Origin of the sequence: Enterococcus sp. (assembly GCF_032555305.1) — a bacterium.
Lineage (GTDB): Bacteria > Bacillota > Bacilli > Lactobacillales > Enterococcaceae > Enterococcus_A.
The window spans coordinates 48,112-68,191 of sequence record NZ_JAWGOQ010000029.1 but is presented as its reverse complement, the minus strand read 5'-3'; the positions used below and the strand labels follow the sequence as shown (position 1 = coordinate 68,191).

At 39.2% G+C, this 20,080-nt stretch carries 17 protein-coding genes; 9 read left to right on the top strand and 8 right to left on the bottom strand.

Going from position 1 to position 20,080, the window contains the following annotated elements; translation table 11 throughout:
* Positions 1-168 precede the first annotated feature (168 nt).
* Together E6139_RS18080 and E6139_RS18075 are read right to left on the bottom strand one after the other, a co-directional pair.
* Entirely contained in the window at positions 169-381 is a 213-nt protein-coding gene (locus E6139_RS18080) for a hypothetical protein (RefSeq protein ID WP_316404883.1), read from the bottom strand.
* A gap of 22 nt (positions 382-403) precedes the next feature.
* Positions 404-607 (bottom strand): hypothetical protein, encoded by a 204-nt coding sequence (locus E6139_RS18075; protein ID WP_316404882.1) that lies wholly within the window; start codon positions 605-607, stop codon positions 404-406.
* A 718-nt stretch (positions 608-1,325) separates the two neighbouring features.
* On the opposite strand from E6139_RS18075, the gene E6139_RS18070 reads away from it, so the two are divergent.
* Together E6139_RS18070 and E6139_RS18065 are read left to right on the top strand one after the other, a co-directional pair.
* On the top strand, positions 1,326-1,559 hold the full coding sequence (locus E6139_RS18070; RefSeq protein ID WP_316404881.1) for a hypothetical protein: 234 nt from the start codon (positions 1,326-1,328) through the stop codon (positions 1,557-1,559).
* 431 nt (positions 1,560-1,990) lie between these two features.
* Positions 1,991-5,635 (top strand): InlB B-repeat-containing protein, encoded by a 3,645-nt coding sequence (locus E6139_RS18065; RefSeq protein ID WP_316404879.1) that lies wholly within the window; start codon positions 1,991-1,993, stop codon positions 5,633-5,635.
* Positions 5,636-5,924: 289 nt separating this feature from the next.
* Here the strand turns inward: E6139_RS18065 and E6139_RS18060 are convergent, their stop codons facing one another.
* The gene (locus E6139_RS18060) at positions 5,925-6,398 is read right to left on the bottom strand and encodes a GyrI-like domain-containing protein (RefSeq protein ID WP_316404878.1); all 474 of its coding nucleotides are present in this window, start codon (positions 6,396-6,398) and stop codon (positions 5,925-5,927) included.
* A gap of 364 nt (positions 6,399-6,762) precedes the next feature.
* Here E6139_RS18060 and E6139_RS18055 point away from each other — a divergent pair, with 364 nt between their 5' ends.
* On the top strand, positions 6,763-7,275 hold the full coding sequence (locus E6139_RS18055; RefSeq protein ID WP_316404876.1) for a hypothetical protein: 513 nt from the start codon (positions 6,763-6,765) through the stop codon (positions 7,273-7,275).
* A gap of 320 nt (positions 7,276-7,595) precedes the next feature.
* On the opposite strand, the gene E6139_RS18050 is transcribed toward E6139_RS18055, so the two are convergent.
* The 5 genes from E6139_RS18050 to E6139_RS18030 all read right to left on the bottom strand — a co-directional run bounded on the left by E6139_RS18050 (position 7,596) and on the right by E6139_RS18030 (position 13,425).
* Entirely contained in the window at positions 7,596-8,420 is an 825-nt protein-coding gene (locus E6139_RS18050; protein ID WP_316404874.1) for an alpha/beta hydrolase, read from the bottom strand.
* Positions 8,401-10,611: an alpha-galactosidase gene (locus tag E6139_RS18045; protein WP_316404872.1), complete on the bottom strand. Its 2,211-nt coding sequence runs from the start codon at positions 10,609-10,611 to the stop codon at positions 8,401-8,403. The genes E6139_RS18050 and E6139_RS18045 overlap by 20 nt, the downstream gene beginning before the upstream one ends.
* 74 nt (positions 10,612-10,685) lie before the next feature.
* Positions 10,686-12,182 (bottom strand): PTS transporter subunit EIIC, encoded by a 1,497-nt coding sequence (locus E6139_RS18040; RefSeq protein ID WP_316404871.1) that lies wholly within the window; start codon positions 12,180-12,182, stop codon positions 10,686-10,688.
* A 1-nt stretch (position 12,183) separates the two neighbouring features.
* Positions 12,184-12,693 (bottom strand): PTS glucose transporter subunit IIA, encoded by a 510-nt coding sequence (locus tag E6139_RS18035; RefSeq protein ID WP_316404870.1) that lies wholly within the window; start codon positions 12,691-12,693, stop codon positions 12,184-12,186.
* A 15-nt stretch (positions 12,694-12,708) separates the two neighbouring features.
* Positions 12,709-13,425 carry a GntR family transcriptional regulator gene (locus tag E6139_RS18030; protein ID WP_316404869.1) on the bottom strand — a complete coding sequence of 239 codons (717 nt, stop codon included), beginning with the start codon at positions 13,423-13,425 and terminating at the stop codon, positions 12,709-12,711.
* Positions 13,426-13,815: 390 nt separating this feature from the next.
* Between E6139_RS18030 and E6139_RS18025 the strand changes: the two genes are divergently transcribed.
* The 6 genes from E6139_RS18025 (at position 13,816) to E6139_RS18000 (ending at position 19,922) form a co-directional block, all read left to right on the top strand.
* On the top strand, positions 13,816-14,196 hold the full coding sequence (locus tag E6139_RS18025) for a YxeA family protein (protein WP_316404867.1): 381 nt from the start codon (positions 13,816-13,818) through the stop codon (positions 14,194-14,196).
* A gap of 310 nt (positions 14,197-14,506) precedes the next feature.
* Entirely contained in the window at positions 14,507-14,941 is a 435-nt protein-coding gene (locus E6139_RS18020; protein ID WP_316404865.1) for a DUF1801 domain-containing protein, read from the top strand.
* 407 nt (positions 14,942-15,348) lie between these two features.
* Positions 15,349-16,029, top strand: a complete 681-nt coding sequence (locus E6139_RS18015) for a response regulator transcription factor (RefSeq protein WP_316404863.1) — start codon at positions 15,349-15,351, stop codon at positions 16,027-16,029.
* Positions 16,026-17,033 carry a sensor histidine kinase gene (locus E6139_RS18010; RefSeq protein ID WP_316404862.1) on the top strand — a complete coding sequence of 336 codons (1,008 nt, stop codon included), beginning with the start codon at positions 16,026-16,028 and terminating at the stop codon, positions 17,031-17,033. Before E6139_RS18015 ends, E6139_RS18010 begins: the two co-directional genes overlap by 4 nt.
* A gap of 108 nt (positions 17,034-17,141) precedes the next feature.
* Positions 17,142-17,897 carry an ABC transporter ATP-binding protein gene (locus E6139_RS18005; protein ID WP_316404860.1) on the top strand — a complete coding sequence of 252 codons (756 nt, stop codon included), beginning with the start codon at positions 17,142-17,144 and terminating at the stop codon, positions 17,895-17,897.
* Complete coding sequence (locus E6139_RS18000) at positions 17,898-19,922, top strand: ABC transporter permease (RefSeq protein WP_316404858.1); 2,025 nt, start codon at positions 17,898-17,900, stop codon at positions 19,920-19,922.
* Positions 19,923-20,080 lie beyond the last annotated feature (158 nt).

The window sequence follows — 20,080 nt, the reverse complement described above, 5'->3', positions numbered from 1 at the left end:
TGTTTTGCGTTTGGTGATAAAAATCGGTGATGCGTGTTTCTAGTGTTTTTGGTTTTAGGTTGAATAGCTGCCGGAACGACAGAGGTTGTACATACATTGTTTCTCATCCTTTCGTTTTCTTAGTAGAGGAGGGCGGCCGCGTTACCGCCGCTCATCAAAAGTTATTGTTTAAAAAATAATTCGTTCAATCGTTTCGACGTACTTGGCGCTTTCCACGGTGTGGAAGAGCTCCGCGCCGTCTTTCTGACAAAGCTTCACGTTGGTCATGCGTTCTAGCAGACCTTTGGTCTCTGTGTCTGTTTTGGTAGTGTCAGGATCGTTGAAGCTCCAGATTTGGTTCTTGCCAAAGCTATTTTTGAATGTTGCGACGATTTTTAGCATTCGTTTTTCTCCTCTCTAATTTTTATTTGGTATAACGTGCTTGGCTGGTTAAGATCACGCCATACAACTCGCTGCCTTCTACCGATAGTTCTTTCATGATTTCGCCTAGCTCCAAAACTTTTTCCTCACTGGGCTCTTCGATCACATTCGAGAAGCTGATTTTCTTCACTTTCTCTCCGCCTGCGTCGATCTCTACTTGTAGTTTGTTTCCGATGTGTTGAATCATTATTGTTTCCTCCTGTTTGATTTTTTGTTCCGGCCGGTGACTAAACGATAATCCTGAACGCAAACTAGGTCAAAACGGGCAAAATTACATTTGAGGGTCAAAATTGCAGGGTTTTCATCGCGATTTTTCTAAGAATCGCTTAGTATCGGGATTTTCGTTACATTAAAATGAAATGAGTGCGCAATTTTCATACCCTAAAACAATTTTGCCCACTTTGACACATTTTGTGTTTTATGCATTTAACAGGAATGCTGATTTAACGTTATTTCACAAAGAAAACGCCTTCAAAAAAATATTTTATTTCTTTTTCCAGCTTAAGGTTTTCTTAATAAATACCTACTAATTTTCTTGAATGGACACTGTAAAAGAGCGTTACGAAGGCGTAAAAAATGCTTACTCAGAATGATAGAATTGGGATATTAAGAAATTTGGGCTAAAAAATTAGGATAGGATGCTTCAATAATAATCAAGTAGGGAAAATGACAGTAAAATTTAACTTCAAAAGACAATAATAAGAGGATGGAAGCGGTGGTTGAGGCATGTAGACTATTGGTAAGAAATAATGCAGACGTTGATTTAGAGACGTTAGAAGAAAGAAATATTGATTATTTGAAGCTAGGGATTAATCCATTTTTTCGCTAAGCTAGTTAATGTGCTGAGCAGATCCACAGGCTATTCATTTTATCAGCGGATTGCTGTAAAAGGCGGAAAGAATTGGATGATTGTTGTTGGAACCTTCATAATCGGTGATGGAGTGATCAGTCTTCTGATTCTGCTTTTTTCAGCGTCTTCTATGTTACTTTTGCGTTCAATGAACAAAGAATATAGTTGCGTCTTTGCTCTGATTTATACTGACGATCGTAAATATGGTTTCTGTTATTCAAAAAAAAGTAAAGTTGAAGAATTTTATGATTTATTTGGAATAATGGAGTATATCGGCAAGTTGACATAATGAAAATTAAGCATTTTGACTATAAAATGACCTGCTGAAAAATAAGCTCTTAGAAATCGATTTTTGATTACTAGGTGTTTGTTCGGCTTCTAAAAATTAGTAATCTGAGGTTGTCTGTAACACACTTTTTCGGACAGCATTTACAGCGTCCAAGAAACGACTTGGTTTGTTTCTTGAACGCTTTTTATTCATTTTTTTATGATTTATTAAATTATTGGGATGAAATGTATTGGTATTAAGCAGTTTTCCTGTTCTTTTTTGTCAACCTTCTATTTAGAATTAGAACTATAGGGATAGTATTTTGTTCCTTGGATTATGATAATCCAAAAAGAATTTGAATAACAGTGTGACTGAATCTCTTTGTTATTAAGTTTTATATGTGTTTAGCAAGTTACATTTTGAATTTTCGAATATTTTTAGGAGGTAAGGGTATGAAGAAAATGATTCGTTGCTTTATTGTCTATCTATTATTAGCTCCAGTGGTATCACCAACAATTGAGGTTGTTTTTGCTGAGATTAAGGAAACTGCCGAAACCTCTAGTATATCAGAAACGAAGTCATCTACTACTGATCAAAAAGAGCAACCGGAACAAACAACCATGGACTCTACTCAACCGTTTTCGTCACAAGATAACTCGAAAATCTCTGAAATTCCTACTTCAACATCTGAAAAGAATCAAACGATATCTGATGTATTAACAAAATCTTATACTGAGAATGTAGAAAAGTCATTAAAAGCCATTGTCCCTGAGCCCACTCCATCTATTTCTGTTATTTTGGAAACGGAACAACTGATAAATTTTGATCCCGCTGCATCGTATAAACTGCTATTTAATTATGACGAAAGGTCGGTTAGTGGTACGCCTGATTTTGTGATTGACGATGAAATGCATGGAAAGGTATGGAGCATCATTCGTCTAGGAAATGGTACTACGACTGAAAATAGTGTTGCACAAAGACTAACTATACCTCGTCGTAACTCAATTTATGAAGAGCGAATAGGTGCGGTGGATGAAAGTAAAGCCGGTGCAGAAGATGGACAGCTGACAGGTGTTACCTTTGAGCAAGAATACCGACCTTTAGGTACTAATCAATGGCTATCGGGGACAAGTAATGGGAAAATTACAAATCTAAAACCTGGAGACTATCAGATTCGTACAAAATCATTTAATGGGCGTTTTGCTAGCTTACCTCTAGTACGGACCATTCGGGCTAGCGCTAGTGTGCAGGAAGAAACACCGAATATCGGTATTAATTATAAAGCAGAAGAATTAACAAACTTTGATTCAAATGCTTCTTACAAGTTAACACATGGGTCAAATGAAAAGCGAGTAAGCGGGACGGATAACTTCAAGATTGAAGAAGATATGTTTGGCAAGGTTTGGAATGTTTTTCGGTTGGGAAATGGCAGTACGACGCAAAACAGTGAAGCTCAAAGTCTAACCATTAAACATCGGACACCGCTTCATGAAAGTAATGTGACTCCAAAGGATGAAAGCGCGGCTGGGAAACAGGATGGCGAGTTAAGCGGTGTAGACTTAGATCGTGAATACCGTCCGGTTGGAACCACGGACTGGTTACCTGGTTCTTCCAACGGGACCGTAAAAAACCTAGCTCCAGGCGAGTATGAAATTCGTTATACCGCTCGAGAAGACATTCAACGCTTTGCCAGTTTGCCGATTAAAAAGACGATCAAAGCGGGACTACCAAGGGAAGAAACACCAAAGATAACGATTAATTATGAAACAGAACAATTACTGAACTTTGATCCGAGTGCCAGCTATAAGCTGACGTTTGGAACAACCGAAAAAAGTGTAAGTGGAACAGATCGCTTCAATATTGAAGAGGAGATGTTCGGTAAGGTTTGGAAAGTTTATCGATTGGGTAATGCTAGTACGACCCAAGACAGTGAAGCGCAACAATTGACAATACCTCATCGTCTACCACTTTATGAGAACATGGTAGAAGTGCAGGATGAAAGTGCGGCTGGAGAAAAAGACGGAATGTTGATCAATGTTGATCTAGAGCGTCAATATCGCCCAGCGGGAACACAAAAATGGCTCGCTGGCTCTCAAACAGGAAAAATCGAAAATTTAGCCCCAGGCGAGTATGAAATTCGTTATAAGGCACAACCAACCAGGAAGAATTTTGCCAGTTTACCAATCAAAAAGACGATCAAAGCAGGATTACCAAGGGAAGAGACACCAGAAATAACGATTAATTATGAAACAGAAGAATTATTGAACTTTGATCCGAACGTCTCATACAAGTTATTGTATGGGTCAAATGAAGTGCAAGTAAGCGGAACGAATGTTTTTACTATTAAAGAGGAGATGTTCGGTAAAGGATGGAGGATTATTCGAAAGGGAAATGGTAGTACGACACAGGATAGTGAGGCGCAAAATTTAACGATACCACACCGATTACCTCTTTATGAGGACATGGTAAAGGTGCAGGATGAAAGTGCGGCTGGAGAAAAAGACGGGGTGTTGATCAATGTCGATCTTGATCGTCAGTATCGCCCAGCAGGTACACAAGAATGGCTCGTCGGCTCTCAAAATGGGAAAATCGAGAATTTGGCACCAGGCGAGTATGAAATTCGTTATAAAGCTCAACCAGGCAATAAGAAATTCGCCAGTTTGCCGATCAAAAAGACGATCAAAGCAGGACTGCCAAGGGAAGAGACACCAGAAATAACGATTAATTATGAAACAGAAGAATTACTGAACTTTGATCCGTCAGCATCCTACAAACTAACATATGGTCAAACCGAAAAAATAATTAGCAGTACAGAAATTTTTGCTATAGAAGATCCAATGTTTGGTGAAGACTTTGAAGTGATCCGACTAGGCGATGGAAACACCACCCAAGATAGTAAGTCGCAAAAGGGAAGTGTCAACGCCCGTCCGAAGCTCGATGAAAAAGTGATCACTGTTGAAAATGAAAGTATTTTCGGATTAAGCGACGGGAAACTAATGGGAGTAAACCCTGATCTTGAGTTTCGAAAAAAAGGCAGTAAGGATTGGACTGCTGGTGTAATAAGTGGAATCGTTGAAAATCTATCATCAGGCGATTATGAAATCCGTTATTCTGCTAGTCAAGCAGATAGGCGTTTTGTTAGTCAGCCAATTACCAAAACAATCAAAGCCGGGCCAGAAAGAGAAGCAACACCGACTGTTCAGATTAATTACGAGCAAGAATTATTAAGCAATTTTGATAAGAAAGCGAAATATCGTTTGACCTGCGAATCGACCGAACGTAAGGTTAGTGATGTGGAAATATTGAAACTGGATGAAGCAATGCTCAACGGTAAAGAGTGGAAAATTATTCGACTAGCTGACGGAGAAGAGTCGGCAAATAACGAACCACAGTTGTTGAGTATTAAGCAGCGACCAATAATGCCTGAAAGTAAGATTTCAGTTGTAAATGAAAGTCGGAAAGGCAAGAGTGATGGGCGTTTAGAAGGGATCACTGGTGAATTTGAATACCGAAAAGAAGGAACTTCAAACTGGCTTAAGGGAAACCAAAATGGCCTAGTTGACTCTCTAGCTACAGGCAACTATCAGATTCGATTAGCTGCTAGTGATGAAATGGAACAGTTTGCTAGTCTTTCGATTACTAAAACGATTCATGCTGGTCCCGTTTTAGAAGCAAATACATTTATCGTCTCGTTCGAAACTAATGGTGGAAGCCTTATTGCTAAACAAACGGTAAAAAGGAATCAACAGGTCGTAAGACCGAAAGATCCCGAAAAAAACGGTTATACCTTTACTGGTTGGTTCGCTGATAAAGAATTGACTAAAGCCTGGGATTTTTCAAACTCAGTAACAGAACATCTGACACTTTATGCTAAATGGAGCCAAAATATCCAAGCTGGGAAAACATCAACTAACAGCATTTCTAACAATGGAAATAAAACCTCTAGCAATAAACCTGCAGTAAAACAAACAACCGCAAAGCAATATATGAAAACAAATGATACAAGACCCTTAACCCCAATTTTGGTTGGATTAGTAATGATCATTATCTTAAGCGCATTTTTGTGGAAAAACTCAGGTAAACAGAATAGCTGTTGAGGAAAATAGAAGTGATCAAGCAGACTAATTAGTATTCGTATAGTATATAGGATAAGAAAATGAACAAATTAGAAACTGATGCTTTGAAATGGAATCACTTTTTCAAAGCATCAGTTCTTTTTCTTTGGCTTCATCTTCCATCTAGTATCTCAGTTCTGATTTATGCTGAAGCACGCAAATATGGTGACTGTTATTGTAAAAAAAGAAAGTTGAAGAGATGTCATATTGGAAATTTATATAAAAAGACCATCAATCATCCTTTGAAATCAGAATGATTGATGGTCTTTTTTCAATTTAGCTTTTTCACAGGGATATACATTTCGGTAAGAAACTCGTTTTGTGGTTGGTCTTCGCCATTTAGATAATGATAATAGATACCGCCAGTTGTTTCATAGCCATGTTCAGGTATCCATTTCATTAGAGCTTCCAGTGTTGGATCTTGTTTCTCATAAGTACCTCGATCGATCGTCGTAGCAATCGTACGAATAGGAAGGGTGACAGAATGAGTCTCATCCGTCGCATCTATCCGGCGCGGTGTGACGAAGCCGATCTCTACGTCTAGCTCATCCAGATCAATGTTGTGAAAGCAGACGATTGGTCCGCTGCTAGGCAGTGCGCCATTTTTTTCGATCTGTCGCTGGATAATATCAACAGCATTTCCCATAAATTCTGCATATTCTTCGAAAAAGGCGATAGTTTTGCGAATAGTCAGTAAATGTTGTTCGGGTAATTGTTTTACCGTGATGGCAGCGATTTTTGTCATATGGAAATCCTCTTTTCATTTTTTTTGCTATTCCAGATTTTTGGATAGATAGCTAATCTTCTAGAAAAATCATAACAGAAAAAATAGGAGGACTCTTGTCCCTCAGTGCTCAATTTCAGCGAACAGCATTTTGAAATATTCAAATTGCTAAAGAAAAGAAAAAAGATAGAAAAACACTTGGATTAAGTGAAATGCTATTATTTTAGTACAAGAAGTGAAACAAACTTCGGTAGCAACAACCAAAGTTAAAGTGTTCAAAAAAATGAAAGCGCTGTTTCGGTTATTGTGTAGGAGTAGTATTAGGAATATTGATTTACATAAAGCTAAAATTCAAAATCTTTCAGCAAAAAAGGAGCGAGGGAATATGGAATACGAAAGATTGTTTGCCATTTATAGCAGGGGAGGAGAAACAGGGTATGCTTCAGGATTGGGCAGGTATCAAGGAGTGAATTACTTACAATTGACAGAGCTTTATCTGGATCAATATCCGGATGATGAAATACCGCTGCAGGTGTTGGAAATCGCAAGTATAAATACATTTCAATCTAGGACTGCTGCGCAGGAAAAAATGAAAAAATATAGATTCTGCAAAAATACGAAAAGGCTTGAGGTGGTTGAACTAAATTATAAGGAGCTCGAACTTATTGCCAGATGTCGTAATTTCATGGAAGAACGAAAGAAGGCACAATTATACGCTGAACGCTTCAAAAATAAGAAATTTAAATGTTTTTACTGCGGAAATACGAATATTTCTGAGATGGTCGTTGGAGAAAAGACGTATCAACTGATGGATAAGCATAAAACAAGCAATGTTGATAAACGATTTCCGAAAGAAGTGACTATTTATTGTAATCGATGTACAACGAAGATATTGTAATTAAAGTGGGAGCTAGATAAAATGAATTTCTTTTTAATTGATTACTACCATCTATGAATAGTAAAAAGGCAATTAGAGTTGCAATGGACAAGTTATAGTTTTTGAATTAATTGTATTTAGAAGAAAAGATATTGATTTAAGAAGACTTTGTAAGGAAAATATCTATCAATATGAACAGGTTCAAGATATTAGTCAGATGATAGAGTGAATGAGGTCTCTGTGGAAAATAACTAAAAGGCAACGTATGATATTATCGGCCGAACAAAAACTTGGCGCTCCCAATTATTTGTGTAATTTGGAGTACCAAGTTCTTTTTTTGCTTAATCAATTGTAGAAAATATACTTCCCAGCCATGTGATTGAGAGATCCATCCATGATTCTACTGCAGGGTTGATTTCGCCAGCTCGATCTGTAGCGGAAATTTTCCGTGCAGTTGCGATTCCGTGAACTCCTTTTGGATAAATGTGGACTTCGAAAGGAACATGAAATTCATCCAGTATTTGCGCGTAATTCAGCGTGTTAGAAACGGGAACTAAGTCGTCGTTTGCTGTATGGAATAAAAATGTGGGTGGTGTTAATTGGCTGACTCCTACATTCGCATTTCGAAAGGCCGGCTCATCTGAAATCCATTGTTGGAATTCTGCTGGGTAGCTGGCTTGCAGCGAATCGAGCTCCAACAATGGGTAGCCTAAGATCGTTCCATTTGGTCGAATATCTTCCAATGTAAATCCGTATGTCTTCAAAAATTTCGGATCATTCAAGAGTGAATTCATGATTGCTACGACAGAACCGCCAGCGGAAAATCCAGCCGTGATCACTTGATCGGGATTGATCTGATACTCGGTTGAATTCTTTCTAAAATAGTCGACGGCTGTCAGACCGCATAGTGCGGCGTTTGGAAACAACGGAACGTTTTTTGTTAGTAAATTATAGTTTACCAGCGCTACGTTAAAGCCTTCGCTCAAATATTTTAAAGCGATTGGCTCCTGTTCTCTTTTGGAAAGGGAAGTGAAGCTTCCACCCGCGAAGATCAGCATCAATGGATTTTGGCTTTGCTTTCCTTCGATTATCGCTGTTCTTTGATAAAAGATTGTTTCAAAAGTATAGCCGTTTTTATTCTCCAATTTAATCGTTCGCATCTGCATTATCTATTTCTCCAATCTTGTTGAATTTCAGCGCCGATGAATAGAAATCCCCGTGCTTTTGCTGATTTACCCAAATTCCTAGCTGCATCAATTCTGCGCCAGTGGCAGTAATGTCACCAGCATCACTTTGATAAATCGCATATGGGTCTAATCCCCGCAGCTTTAACGGCTTGAAGGCAGGTTCAGGCTGTTGCAGTGTTTGAAAATAATAAACCAGACATTCAGATTGATCATGAGAGATAAATGACCAAGCTGCATCATTGTTTTCAAAAGGTGATAGAAGGCGAATGAAGTTTCCGAATTGAATCAGAACACGATTCGCTTTATAAAAATTGATTTTCATCTTCAGAACATTGAGATCATCGGAATCAAGCTTGGCTAGATCTAGTTCTAAGCCTAATAACCCTGAACTGGCGACATCGCTTCTTGTTTCGATCGGCGTTTTCCGCCGAGTTTGGTGACTAGGAATATCGGCGATATGCGCACCCATGGTTGAGATTGGGTAAACAAGACTTGTTCCGGATTGAATCTGAATTCGACAAATAGGGTCAGTGTTGTCACTGGTCCAGACTTGCGGCATATAATATAGCATGCCAGCATCAAAACGACCGCCGCCACCAGCGCAGGATTCGAAAAGGATCGTTGGAAACTCTGTCGTTAAGCGTTCAAGCAGCGAGTACAATCCTAAAATATAGCGATGAGCCACTTCGCCTTGTTGGTTGGCATCCAGCTGTTGAGAAAAGACATCCGTCATGTTGCGATTCATATCCCACTTCACATAATCTATTTCAATAGAAGAAAACAGCTTTTTCAATTGCTGATACAAGTTATCCTGAACCTCTTTGCGGGATAAATCTAGTATGAATTGATCTCGACCGGGAGCGGCAGGTCGTCCAGGTACATGGATGATCCAGTCGGGGTGCTTGTTGAAAAGCTCGCTGTCTTGCGAGATCATTTCAGGCTCGACCCAGATTCCGAATTTTAGACCTTTCTCATGCACTTCTTTACTAAAATCAGCAAGCCCACCAGCAATTTTCCCCGGATATTCAAACCAGTCGCCGAGAGAAGAGCGGTCATCATCACGGTGACCAAACCAGCCGTCATCTAAGACAAACAGCTCAACACCGATCTCTTTGGCCCGATCTAAGATTTTCGTCAAACGCTCACGATCGAAGTCAAAAAAGGTCGCTTCCCAGTTATTAATCAGTACAGGGCGTTCCTGCTCCTTATAGGTACTGCGAATGATGTGTTTATGCAATACTTCGTAAAACGCAGCAGACAATTCCTGCAAACCCGCGTTACTATAGGTGATCAAGGCTTCTGGAGATTGAAAGGATTCACCTGGAGATAGGCTCCAGCAAAAATTAAGCGGACTGATGCCGATTTGTGCTCGGATCTGGTCAAAGGAATCCTTCTCGATGGTGCTCTCATGATTTCCTGAGTAGATTAATAAAAAGCCGTACGCCTCTCCGTTCGTTTCCGTTGTATGAGGATGAGCCAAAGCAAAAAACGGATTCTGATGATGACTAGAAGCACCGCGATTACTAGTCAACTGGATCGTTCCAGCGGGAACCGGCTGCTTCTCAAGCATTCGTTCACGAGAGTAGCCGCCAGGAAGATGCAAAAGTTCAAATTCCTCTTTGGCAAAATCAATGGAGGCACTGCTGACTTTTTCTAATTGAATGCCTTGGTCGGACTGATTGTGAATCTGTACGGAGCGAGCGATAACAGGTTCGTTGCTAAAAATCGTATAGTTCAGCTGTACTTGTACTTGACTGATGGCGTCCTCTAGGAAAATGATCAGTGTCTCCGAATCCTCACCAAAGGTTTGCGGCAAGCCTTCTAAGTTCGGTTTCTCTTTTACTATTTTATAGTGACTATATTGCAGCGACTGGGCAGAAGAACCATCGGTGTTTCGAATTTGAATGGCTGGACTACGAAAATCACCCGTTCCGAATGTTGGGTATTCCTGCGGCAGTGTATCTAATGAGAATAAGCGATCCTGAGCACCCGGCAGATTTGGCGAGAAGGAGCGGTCCATTCTCGGGTAGCTTCTTATGCCAGAGTAGCTGGGAATCGGTGCACCATAATAAAGGTGGCTTAATGTATTGCCTTCTTCGATCTGCATCAAGTAGCTGATCTTGTTATTGGATAAATGAAAAATGCCGTTTACTTGATCAAATGAAATCATGTTCATTCCTCACATTCTAACGAAAAAGCGACTAATCGAAATCAGCCGCTTATAATTTAATTAGGTTTCGTTTATTAAGGTTTCTTTGGTTTTGCCATGGCTTGTTCTTCGGTCATGTTGTCGTTGTAGCCCCAGAAATAGGCAGCTAAAAATCCGACAACTGTCGTTACCACGCTTGCGGCTAAGAAGATCCAAAAGTTTTGATCGATCCCTTTTTCTGGGTTAATGAAGGAAGCGAAGCCGATCCAAGAACCAGCCCAGCCCCACATTTTTCCATGGAAGAGCCCAGTGATCAAACCACCAAAAGCAGAGCCGATCAAACCAGAAATGAACACGCGGCGATATTTTAAGTTGATCCCATAAATCGCTGGTTCTGTTACACCGGCGAAAGCAGAGATCGTTGCACCAATCCCTAATTCACGCAAAGATGTTTTCTTTGTTTTCAAAGCTACAGCTAAAACAGCGGCACCTTGACCGATCATTGTGGTAGAGATGATGGCGTTCCAAAGAGAATAATGCAAGGTCGCAAAGTCGTTCAATGCGATAGGCGCTAGACCCCAGTGTAATCCGAAAATAACCAGTAGCTGATAGATACCGCCGATCACAAAGCCGGAAACAGGACCAGAGACTTGAAGTAGCCATTGAATACCGTGAGCGAGAACATTTGAAACACCTAAAATGATTGGACCAGTGATATATAAAGTAATTCCACTAATTACAAAAATGGTAATTAAAGGAACGAAGATCAAACGTAAATAGTTTGGTAAAACACGTTTTAAGAATTTTTCCATTTTAGCAGCTAAAAAGACTGCTAGGATCATAGGGAAGATCGAGTACGTATAGCTTAATAATGGAACATCGAAGCCACCTAGTGACAATAGAGCAGGGGTCTCACCCACGGCTTTTCCCGCGACCATATTTAATAGGCTTGGATGAACTAGTACACCGCCGATTGTGGCACCAATTATAATGTCTGATCCTAATTTACGGGCAGCGGTCACACCGACCATGATTGGCAGAAAGACAAAAATAGAATCACCCATGGCATTGATTACAGTGAAAGTAATTGAATCTGATGAAATTAATGGTAAAATATTAACACCTGGTACTTGCATGGTTAGTAGTGCAAGTAAGCCCTTTGTAATACCGGCAGCTGCTAAGGCGCCGACAATTGGGCTCATTGAACCGGTAATAAAGCCGATTAAATCATTGAAGCTATTTTTGAGAGTAGTGAAGATTGATTGGTGACCCTGTTGATCTTCTGCGGTTGTTGCTGCAACAACGGCCGCAGTTGCCTCAGGATCAGCTTTATCTGTTCCTAGTTGTTTAATCGCTTCATCGTAAACATCTTCAACAGCGGAACCGATAACTACTTGGTATTGACCTTGAGCCTTGCGAACGTCTATGACGCCGTCTAGGTTTTTTATTTTGTCTGTTTGTGCCACATCTTCATCCTTTAAGTAAAAACGAAGGCGGGTAATACAATGGATCAGGCTATTGACGTTTTCTTCGCCTCCAACACCATCAATGATTTCCTTTGCCAATGCGGAATAATCTACTTTTTGTGCCATGTTAATCTTGCTCCTTTTTCATTATTAATGTGGTAACAATCTCGCCAGCTTTTTTCACTCCAGGTTCGATTTCAAAATTTGCTTGGGCTGCTTCGTTGTTTGTAAAGACCACCATTACATCTGTTGCTAAATCGTGACGTTTAATCAAGTCTAAATCCATCGTAGCCAATTGCTGACCACCTTCAACAATATCTCCAACTTCTACGTCTATTTGGAAGGGCTCACCATTTAGCTCGACCGTGTCGACTCCCATGTGAATCAGAACTTCATCGCCGTTTTTCATTCGTAAGCCAATCGCATGCTTCGTAGCGGCGACAAGGATAACTTCAGCGGCAACAGGGCTTCTGACAATCTCCTGCCAAGGGATGACGGCAAAGCCATCGCCCATCGCTTTACTCGCGAAAACGCTATCAGATGATTGTTCAATTGGGATGACTTTCCCATCAACCGGCACATAGACATTTAAATCATTGATCAGCACCGGCTTCTTCTTTCCAAAAATATGGAACATGATGACTCCTTCTTTCTATTTGTTGATAAATTCGCTGTAGCGAAAATTCTGAGCAGAGTATTTAGTTGATGAGACCATCAGCAGATCAGAATTGTTCAAATAGGTCTTTTCATTGATTACCCCTAATGGATCTCCTGCCTGAATTTCTAAATACTGCGCATCTAGAAAATCAGCAGATTCGATGATAATCTCCCGCTTAATAAATCCCAGCGGCTGCTCATTTCTTGCTTGTAAAAACTCATCCAAATTTCCTATGATATCTTCTTCTGCTAAATTAGGGAACAATTCAGAGACAAGATAAGTGTATTTCAGAAAACTCGGTGTCTTGTTCACCAAGCAAACTTGTCCGATTTTATAAAAAGATAATGAATCCAGGACTTCATTCGGATCGTGAATGAATTGTTTGACGGACAGGATTACTGGTGAAAACTCGATTACTTTATACTTGCTTTGCGGGAGCTGTCTGGTCTTTTTCGGAGTCGTTGGAAGAACCAGCGAGTCTGTATCCGTTGAGATCGGTTGACCAAGAACTAGTGAACCTTTTCCACGGATTTTTTGAATCATGCCTTCTTGGGTTAATAGATTTAAGGCTTTTCGAATCGTTTCGCGGGATACTTTGTAGTAATCGCTGAGCTGAGGCTCACTAGGCAGGTAACTGCCAACTTCAAAATTTCCTGATATGATCTCTCCCGCAAGGTCATCGTAGATTACGCGAAATTTTCGAGAAATCACGAACGGCACCTCCTTTCAATGGAAAACGTTTTCTGTTTATGTAGAAAATTTAGCACATGTCTATACAAGTGTCAATTATTAAATATAATATTCTTTTGTTAATAACTCAGGAAAGCGAAAATAATAAAAATCTATTTTAGAAAAAATAACGAAATAAATAAAATTTTTAATATAAAAAATAGTCGATTTGTAATACCTGAATGACGTGCTGCTACTATTCAAAGATTCCTTGAATGGATGATTCGTTTTTAATAAGTAACAAAGCAAATCAATAAATTGCGATTTCGAAAAGGGGACTTTTTTATTGTTACAAAAATGTTCGTTGAAAATGTCGGCGGAAAGAGTCGTCGTATGCTATTTTATTTCTGAAATTAAGAGGGGGAATACACTGTGAAAAAAGTATTATTAGATTTAGCAGCTGTGATTATCATTGTATTGGCTGGCGGAAGCTATTTATTGAATAGTTCTTATGAGAGAATCATGGGCGGAGACAACTATTATGTAAAAATAACGACGGATGGTCAGCGTATCGATGGAAAAGATGATGCCGGCAGAGATTACACTGACTATGCTTATGATCTAAAGGGGTATGACAAAAACGGTACCGAAAAAGAACTTAAATTCAACGGAAATAAGACTTGTCCGCTTCGTAAAAACGCCTATTTGAAAGTAACCTGGAATAAAGAAAAAGGTGTCACCATGTATGAGGAAGTAAAAAAAACGAGCTTCCTGACAAGGCAGAAGCAAAGTTGGGATAATCAGCGACAGTAAGTTCAGAAGCATGAAAGAAGAATGTTTAAACTTCTTTCATGCTTCAAAAAACGCTAACAAGTAGCTTGATACCAAATAAATATTTTTTGATTAGTTAGAATATCTACATAGAAATCAATGATCTAGCTATGATAGGAAATGCCTTGAGAAAAATAATCAAGATTTCTCTGTGGATTACGATGGAAATTCTATCATTGTGTAGCAATTGAAATAGAAACGGTCAGATAACTTAGGTGAAAAGCAGATAAGTAGCGATAGTCAGCGCCAGTATCATATACTTAAGAAAATTGCTGAAAGGTGGAGCTGCAAGATGGCAGAACCTGTTTTTCGACCGTTAGAGGAACCTGTAGCAACCTTTATCGAAGAAATTTCCCATTCTCGTAAACAAGGGGAGGCGCGTCAACTAACGGCTTTATTTCGGGAAACGACGGGCTTTGAGCCTGTTGTCTGGGGCGGCGGTATCATCGGCTTTGGACACTATCGCTATCGATACGACTCCGGTCGGGAAGGCGAGGCTCCATTGGCGGCATTCGCTACCCGAAAAACGCGTCACACGATCTATTTAGAAGCAAAATTTCCCGAAAGAGAGGACTTGCTGGCTCGTTTAGGAAAATACAAAAGTTCGTTAGTATGTGTGTACGTCAATAAGCTGGCAGACATTAATCTAGTTGTTTTACGTGAGTTGATCGCAGCGTCCACAAAAGAAACGATACGAAAAAACGGAATATCTGAAACGGAAATATGATCTACAATTGAAGCAAGAAAAGTTTGAAGAACTGTGTACGTGATTCCTGCGTAGACGGTTCTTCTTTTGTTGTAAAAAAAAGAGTCGCTGCTTTCGCAACGACCAGAAAAGGTAAAGAGTTTTTTTATAGTCTAAGGAGATCTTTTCCAAAAGACTATTTAAAAAGGGCTGCCAGTCACCAAAGTAACTGACAAAATGAAAAAAGTTTTTTTGGGTTGAGTACAATATAATCGATGAAACTTAATTGGAGCTTAAACAGGCATGAACTGATTCGAATATCAAAAAGAATTCAAAAGTTTTGCCTTGGAATCATGTTTTTGGGGATGCTGTGTCTATTGTTCGGTCGATATTCTATAATTGAGGGAGGATCAATTGAAAGCATTTACTAAAAGAGAATGGAGGCAGTCATGGAAAGAAGTCCAAAGATACTAATTGTGGAAGATGATGAAATCATCGAAAGAGAATTATCCACTATTTTAAAAAGCAATCATTATGAGGTCTATCTGACGGAGGAGTACACAGACATTCCTCAATTCATTCTTGAATCAGAAATTGATTTAGTTTTGTTAGACATTAATTTGAAAGGAACTGAGACCAATGGCTTTTTGATTTGCAGCGAGATTCGACTGCAATCTGAGGTTCCGATTATTTTCATCACTAGCCGGGAAGCAATCGACGATGAAATTCAAGGAATGATGTTAGGCGGAGATGATTATATAAAGAAACCCTATCATATTTCCCTGTTATTATTGAAAATCAAAGCCTTGCTGAAACGAAGTAGTCCGAATGAGCATCAAAGTGAACTTCGCTATAAAGGAATCGGCTTATCTTTGGCGAAATCTGCGATCACTTATCAAGACAATACGATTGAACTAACCAAAAATGAGCTGCAGGTTTTACATTATTTATTTCTCCACAAAGAAACAATCGTCAGCCGTAGTGAACTGATCGATTATTTATGGACCAATCAATTGTATATCGATGATAATTCCTTGAGCCTAACGGTTACTCGACTGAGAAAAAAACTTCAGGAAGCTGGCGTCGACGGGCTGATTCAAACGAAATATCGTCAGGGGTATATGATATGAAATTAAGAGAATTTTTGAGAGATCACAGCCTATCTTTAGTATTAAATATTTTTGGCTGCTTGATTCTGGGCTCTTTTTTACGTTTTATTGAGGTCTCCTTTGACCATCTTTTCTTGATCTTTAGTGTTTGGGGACTGCTTCTCTTGTATTTTTATGGGAATGGATACCTAAAGCAGCGTCGGAGAATTAAGAATTTATCCACTATCCTGTCTGCTCTAGATCAAAAAAATTTATTTGCGGAAATTGCGCCAAAACCTAAGTTCGCCATCGAATCCTATTATTTTGATTTTATGAAGGAAGCCAATCGTTCTATGACGAAACAGATCTCGGATTATCGCAGAGATTTCGAGGAGTATCAAGAATATATTGAGCAGTGGGTGCATGATGTAAAGACGCCGATCGTTGCTAGTCAGTTGATCATTGAAAATTCTTCGCTTCCACCTGAAAGGAACCACGAGCTGTTAAACGAATTGAATCAAATTGATTATTATGTAGAACAGGCTCTCTTCTATGCTCGGAGTGAACAGACGAATAAGGATTATCTTATCCAGGAAGTCGCATTAACGGAGGTAATCCATGAAGTGATTCAAAAAAATCAAAGAGCCTTGATCAGTAGTGGTTTTCAGGTAGATGTAAATGTAGAAGAACAACGAATCGGTTTAGACAAAAAATGGGTGATATTCATAATAACTCAAATTATCAAGAATAGTATCCAGTATAAACAGACAGCACCTAAGCTGAGTATCTATGCTGAGAAGGCGGAGAACACTATTGATTTAACGGTTCGTGATAATGGGATTGGTATTCCTAAAGAGGAGTTAAGCAGAGTTTTTGATAAGGGCTTTACTGGAAAAAAGGGGCGTGACTATGACAAGTCCTCGGGAATTGGTCTTTATTTGTGTAAACGCTTATGCGATAAGCTGGGAATAGGGATCGAAGTTCAGTCAGTTTTGGGAGAATATACCGCGGTCACTCTTCATTTACCTCAACAAAAGCAATTTTGAAATCTGTCAGAAATGAAAGAATTTTGACAGAAGAAGCGCTACAACTCTTTTTGTTTCTATTTGATAATGAGAGCATATCAAAGTATTAGATTTTAAGGGAGTGAGGAAATGAATGAACTAGTAAAAGTAAGACATGTAGAAAAATATTATGGCACCAGTCAAGAAAACATGACGAAAGCGTTGGATGATGTCAGCTTTGATATCTATTCAGGCGATTTCATTGGTATCATGGGCAGTTCGGGTTCTGGCAAAAGTACATTAATCAACTGCATTGCGACGATTGATGATATCACAGCTGGACAGATCATTATTGATCAAACAGATATTCAAACGCTTGATAAGAAAAAGCTAACGATGTTTCGGCAGAAAAACCTGGGATTCATCTTCCAGGATTACAATCTACTGGACACCTTGACCTTGGAGGAAAACATTTCTTTGCCATTGATTATTCAAAAGCTGCCATTGAAGCAGATCGAAAAGAGAGTGGAGCAGGTTGCACGTCAGCTAGGAATTTCCGCTGTGCTGAAGAAATACCCGTCCGCTGTTTCTGGCGGGCAAAAGCAGCGCTGTGCTTGTGCTCGGGCGCTTATCTCGCAGCCAAAATTGATCGTTGCGGATGAACCGACTGGCGCTTTGGATAGCCGAGCCTCGCAAATTTTAATGAAGACGTTGCAGGAGATGAACCAGACGCTTGCTTCAACGATCCTCGTGGTGACTCATGATCCGTTTGTAGCTAGCTACTGTAATAAAATTTTCTTCTTAGAGGACGGGAAACTCTTCAATGAGCTGCACGCTGGAAATAAACCACAAACCGCTTTCTATCATGACATCTTAAATGTTTTAGCCGTGATAGGAGGGATTTGAATGCTGCGACATCTTTCTTTTTTAAATGTGAAAAAACAAATTGCCGATTATCTGATTTACTTTATTACCTTATTATTGGCAGTGATTTTACTTTATGGATTTAATAGTTTGATCTTTTCACCAGAAATGGCGCCAATCATGGAGGTTGAAATGTCAGGTGTTAAGCCGCTGATCTACTTCGTCTCCTTTTTGATTGTTTGTATCATCGGGTGGCTGGTCAATTATATGGTAAAGTTCATGCTGAAAAAACGGGGTCGTGAGTTAGGCACTTATATGCTGTTAGGAATCAGTAATGGACAAATTTCTCGAATGCTTATTTTAGAAAATAGCTTTTTTGGCTTTTTTGCCTTAATCATTGGAACGCCCTGTGGCGTGCTGTTCTCGGAGATCATCCGTGCGATTACAATGAAGATTTTTGGTCAAGACTATTCGATCGCGCTAAGATTTTCAGTTCCAGGATTCGTTTTAACGATCCTTTATGTCAGCTTGATTTTTTTCATAGCCCTGTTGTTGAACCAGCGCCAATTAAAGCGGCTGAATCTTAAAGAACTGATCTATATCCAGTCAACAACAGTCCCAATTAATGTAAATGCTTCGAAGTTTAAACTTGTATTGTTTTTCATTTCATTTGTTTGTTTGGGAACTGGAAGCTATTTTTTGATCAAACTTCCTTTAGGGAATGCTTATGACATTTTTATTGGGCTCGTTTCTTATACGCTGTTCATTTTACTTTTTTTTGCAAGCTTGTCTTCTGTTATCTGTTTTCGGATCGAACGGCAAAAAAACTGGATGTATCGCAAACAGCATTTAATTCTTTATCGAACCTTTGCCGCAAAGATTCAAAGTTTGAAACGAACGATGCAGGCTTTAGGCATTTTATTTATGCTGGCGATTTGTACGCTGACATTAGCGGTGGTTTTCAGTAAGATCGCCGATAAAAGACAAGAAATTATTGCATTTGATATCATCATTCTGCACCAAGGCTCTACAGATACTATTAGAAATTACGATACGATGTTAGAAGCGGTTGCTTCGATCGAAAAAAGCACCAGTTATAATCTGTATCACAACAAGCAAAGGACTTTTTCAAACATTCGCACACAAGAGAATCTAAAGCATCAAGAGGACGAATACTATTTTAAGGAAAGTGAGTACGATACTTATCTAAAGTTCAGCGACTACCAAAGCTTGAGAAGGCTGTTAAAGCTTGAACCTGTTCAAATGAAGGATTCTCAATATATGATCCATTGTATGGAGTATTTAAAACCGGAAATGAAAAAATATGGTGAAGCACATCCGCTATCAGTAGGAAATGAAAACTTAGAATTTGCGGGAGTCTATCATGAAGATTTTAATCAATACACGGACTACGGAAATGGCTATGGATTTATCATCGTTCTACCAGATGAGACAGTAGAGAATCTTCAAGTTCTGTATAGCCTTTATACCACCCAAATCAAAAGCTATAAGCAAAACAAAAATTTATCTGCGGAAATAAAGAAAGTCAATCATTTAACGACTTTTTTTGATGGCAGTAATATGATGGTAAGTTCGGATGACTCGCGACTGATAACTAAAGATGATTATGTCTTCGGTAGGAAAATTGAAAAGGAAACTTCTGACGGCATTCCCATGATCTTACCAATGGCACTTCTGGGAGTAATCTTCTGTATTACCGGAGCGACGATACTAGCCGTCCAGATACTTAGCGATCGAGGAAAAAATAGCCAACAAAATACGTTATTGAATTATTTAGGTGAAAAGGAGAGCAACCGAAGGACTATTTTGCGAAATCAGATCATTCTTTATTTTCTATCACCAGTGATACCAGCTTTCATCGTTGGCAATTTAATGGCCTGGATCATGATCGAAAAAATCAGTGGAAATGCTTTTGCGATGCCGGTTATTAAGGCAGAGCAATGGCTGGTAGGTGTGATCGGAATCGTTGACCTTGCTTTTCTTATTATTTACTTCGTTTATGGTTTGCTAGTCTATAAACAAATCTCTGAAGCATTGACTTATTGAGAGAGTAGCGATCAGGTTATTTAATCGTAAATAAGAAAATAGAAATGTTCGAATCAAAAAACACTTCATTCTTTGAACAACTGATTTCTTTCATTTGGAAGCCCAGAAATATTCTGGGTTTTTTTGGATTAAAAATCTGATTTAGAGATTACTTGTAG

Excerpts from the sequence above, each read along its gene's own strand:
- E6139_RS18080 (WP_316404883.1), bottom strand. The coding sequence starts at position 381 with ATGCTAAAAATCGTCGCAACATTCAAAAATAGCTTTGGCAAGAACCAA.
- E6139_RS18075 (WP_316404882.1), bottom strand. The coding sequence starts at position 607 with ATGATTCAACACATCGGAAACAAACTACAAGTAGAGATCGACGCAGGC.
- E6139_RS18070 (WP_316404881.1), top strand. The coding sequence starts at position 1,326 with ATGATTGTTGTTGGAACCTTCATAATCGGTGATGGAGTGATCAGTCTT.
- E6139_RS18065 (WP_316404879.1), top strand. The coding sequence starts at position 1,991 with ATGAAGAAAATGATTCGTTGCTTTATTGTCTATCTATTATTAGCTCCA.
- E6139_RS18060 (WP_316404878.1), bottom strand. The coding sequence starts at position 6,398 with ATGACAAAAATCGCTGCCATCACGGTAAAACAATTACCCGAACAACAT.
- E6139_RS18055 (WP_316404876.1), top strand. The coding sequence starts at position 6,763 with ATGGAATACGAAAGATTGTTTGCCATTTATAGCAGGGGAGGAGAAACA.
- E6139_RS18050 (WP_316404874.1), bottom strand. The coding sequence starts at position 8,420 with ATGCAGATGCGAACGATTAAATTGGAGAATAAAAACGGCTATACTTTT.
- E6139_RS18045 (WP_316404872.1), bottom strand. The coding sequence starts at position 10,611 with ATGATTTCATTTGATCAAGTAAACGGCATTTTTCATTTATCCAATAAC.
- E6139_RS18040 (WP_316404871.1), bottom strand. The coding sequence starts at position 12,182 with ATGGCACAAAAAGTAGATTATTCCGCATTGGCAAAGGAAATCATTGAT.
- E6139_RS18035 (WP_316404870.1), bottom strand. The coding sequence starts at position 12,693 with ATGTTCCATATTTTTGGAAAGAAGAAGCCGGTGCTGATCAATGATTTA.
- E6139_RS18020 (WP_316404865.1), top strand. The coding sequence starts at position 14,507 with ATGGCAGAACCTGTTTTTCGACCGTTAGAGGAACCTGTAGCAACCTTT.
- E6139_RS18015 (WP_316404863.1), top strand. The coding sequence starts at position 15,349 with ATGGAAAGAAGTCCAAAGATACTAATTGTGGAAGATGATGAAATCATC.
- E6139_RS18010 (WP_316404862.1), top strand. The coding sequence starts at position 16,026 with ATGAAATTAAGAGAATTTTTGAGAGATCACAGCCTATCTTTAGTATTA.
- E6139_RS18005 (WP_316404860.1), top strand. The coding sequence starts at position 17,142 with ATGAATGAACTAGTAAAAGTAAGACATGTAGAAAAATATTATGGCACC.
- E6139_RS18000 (WP_316404858.1), top strand. The coding sequence starts at position 17,898 with ATGCTGCGACATCTTTCTTTTTTAAATGTGAAAAAACAAATTGCCGAT.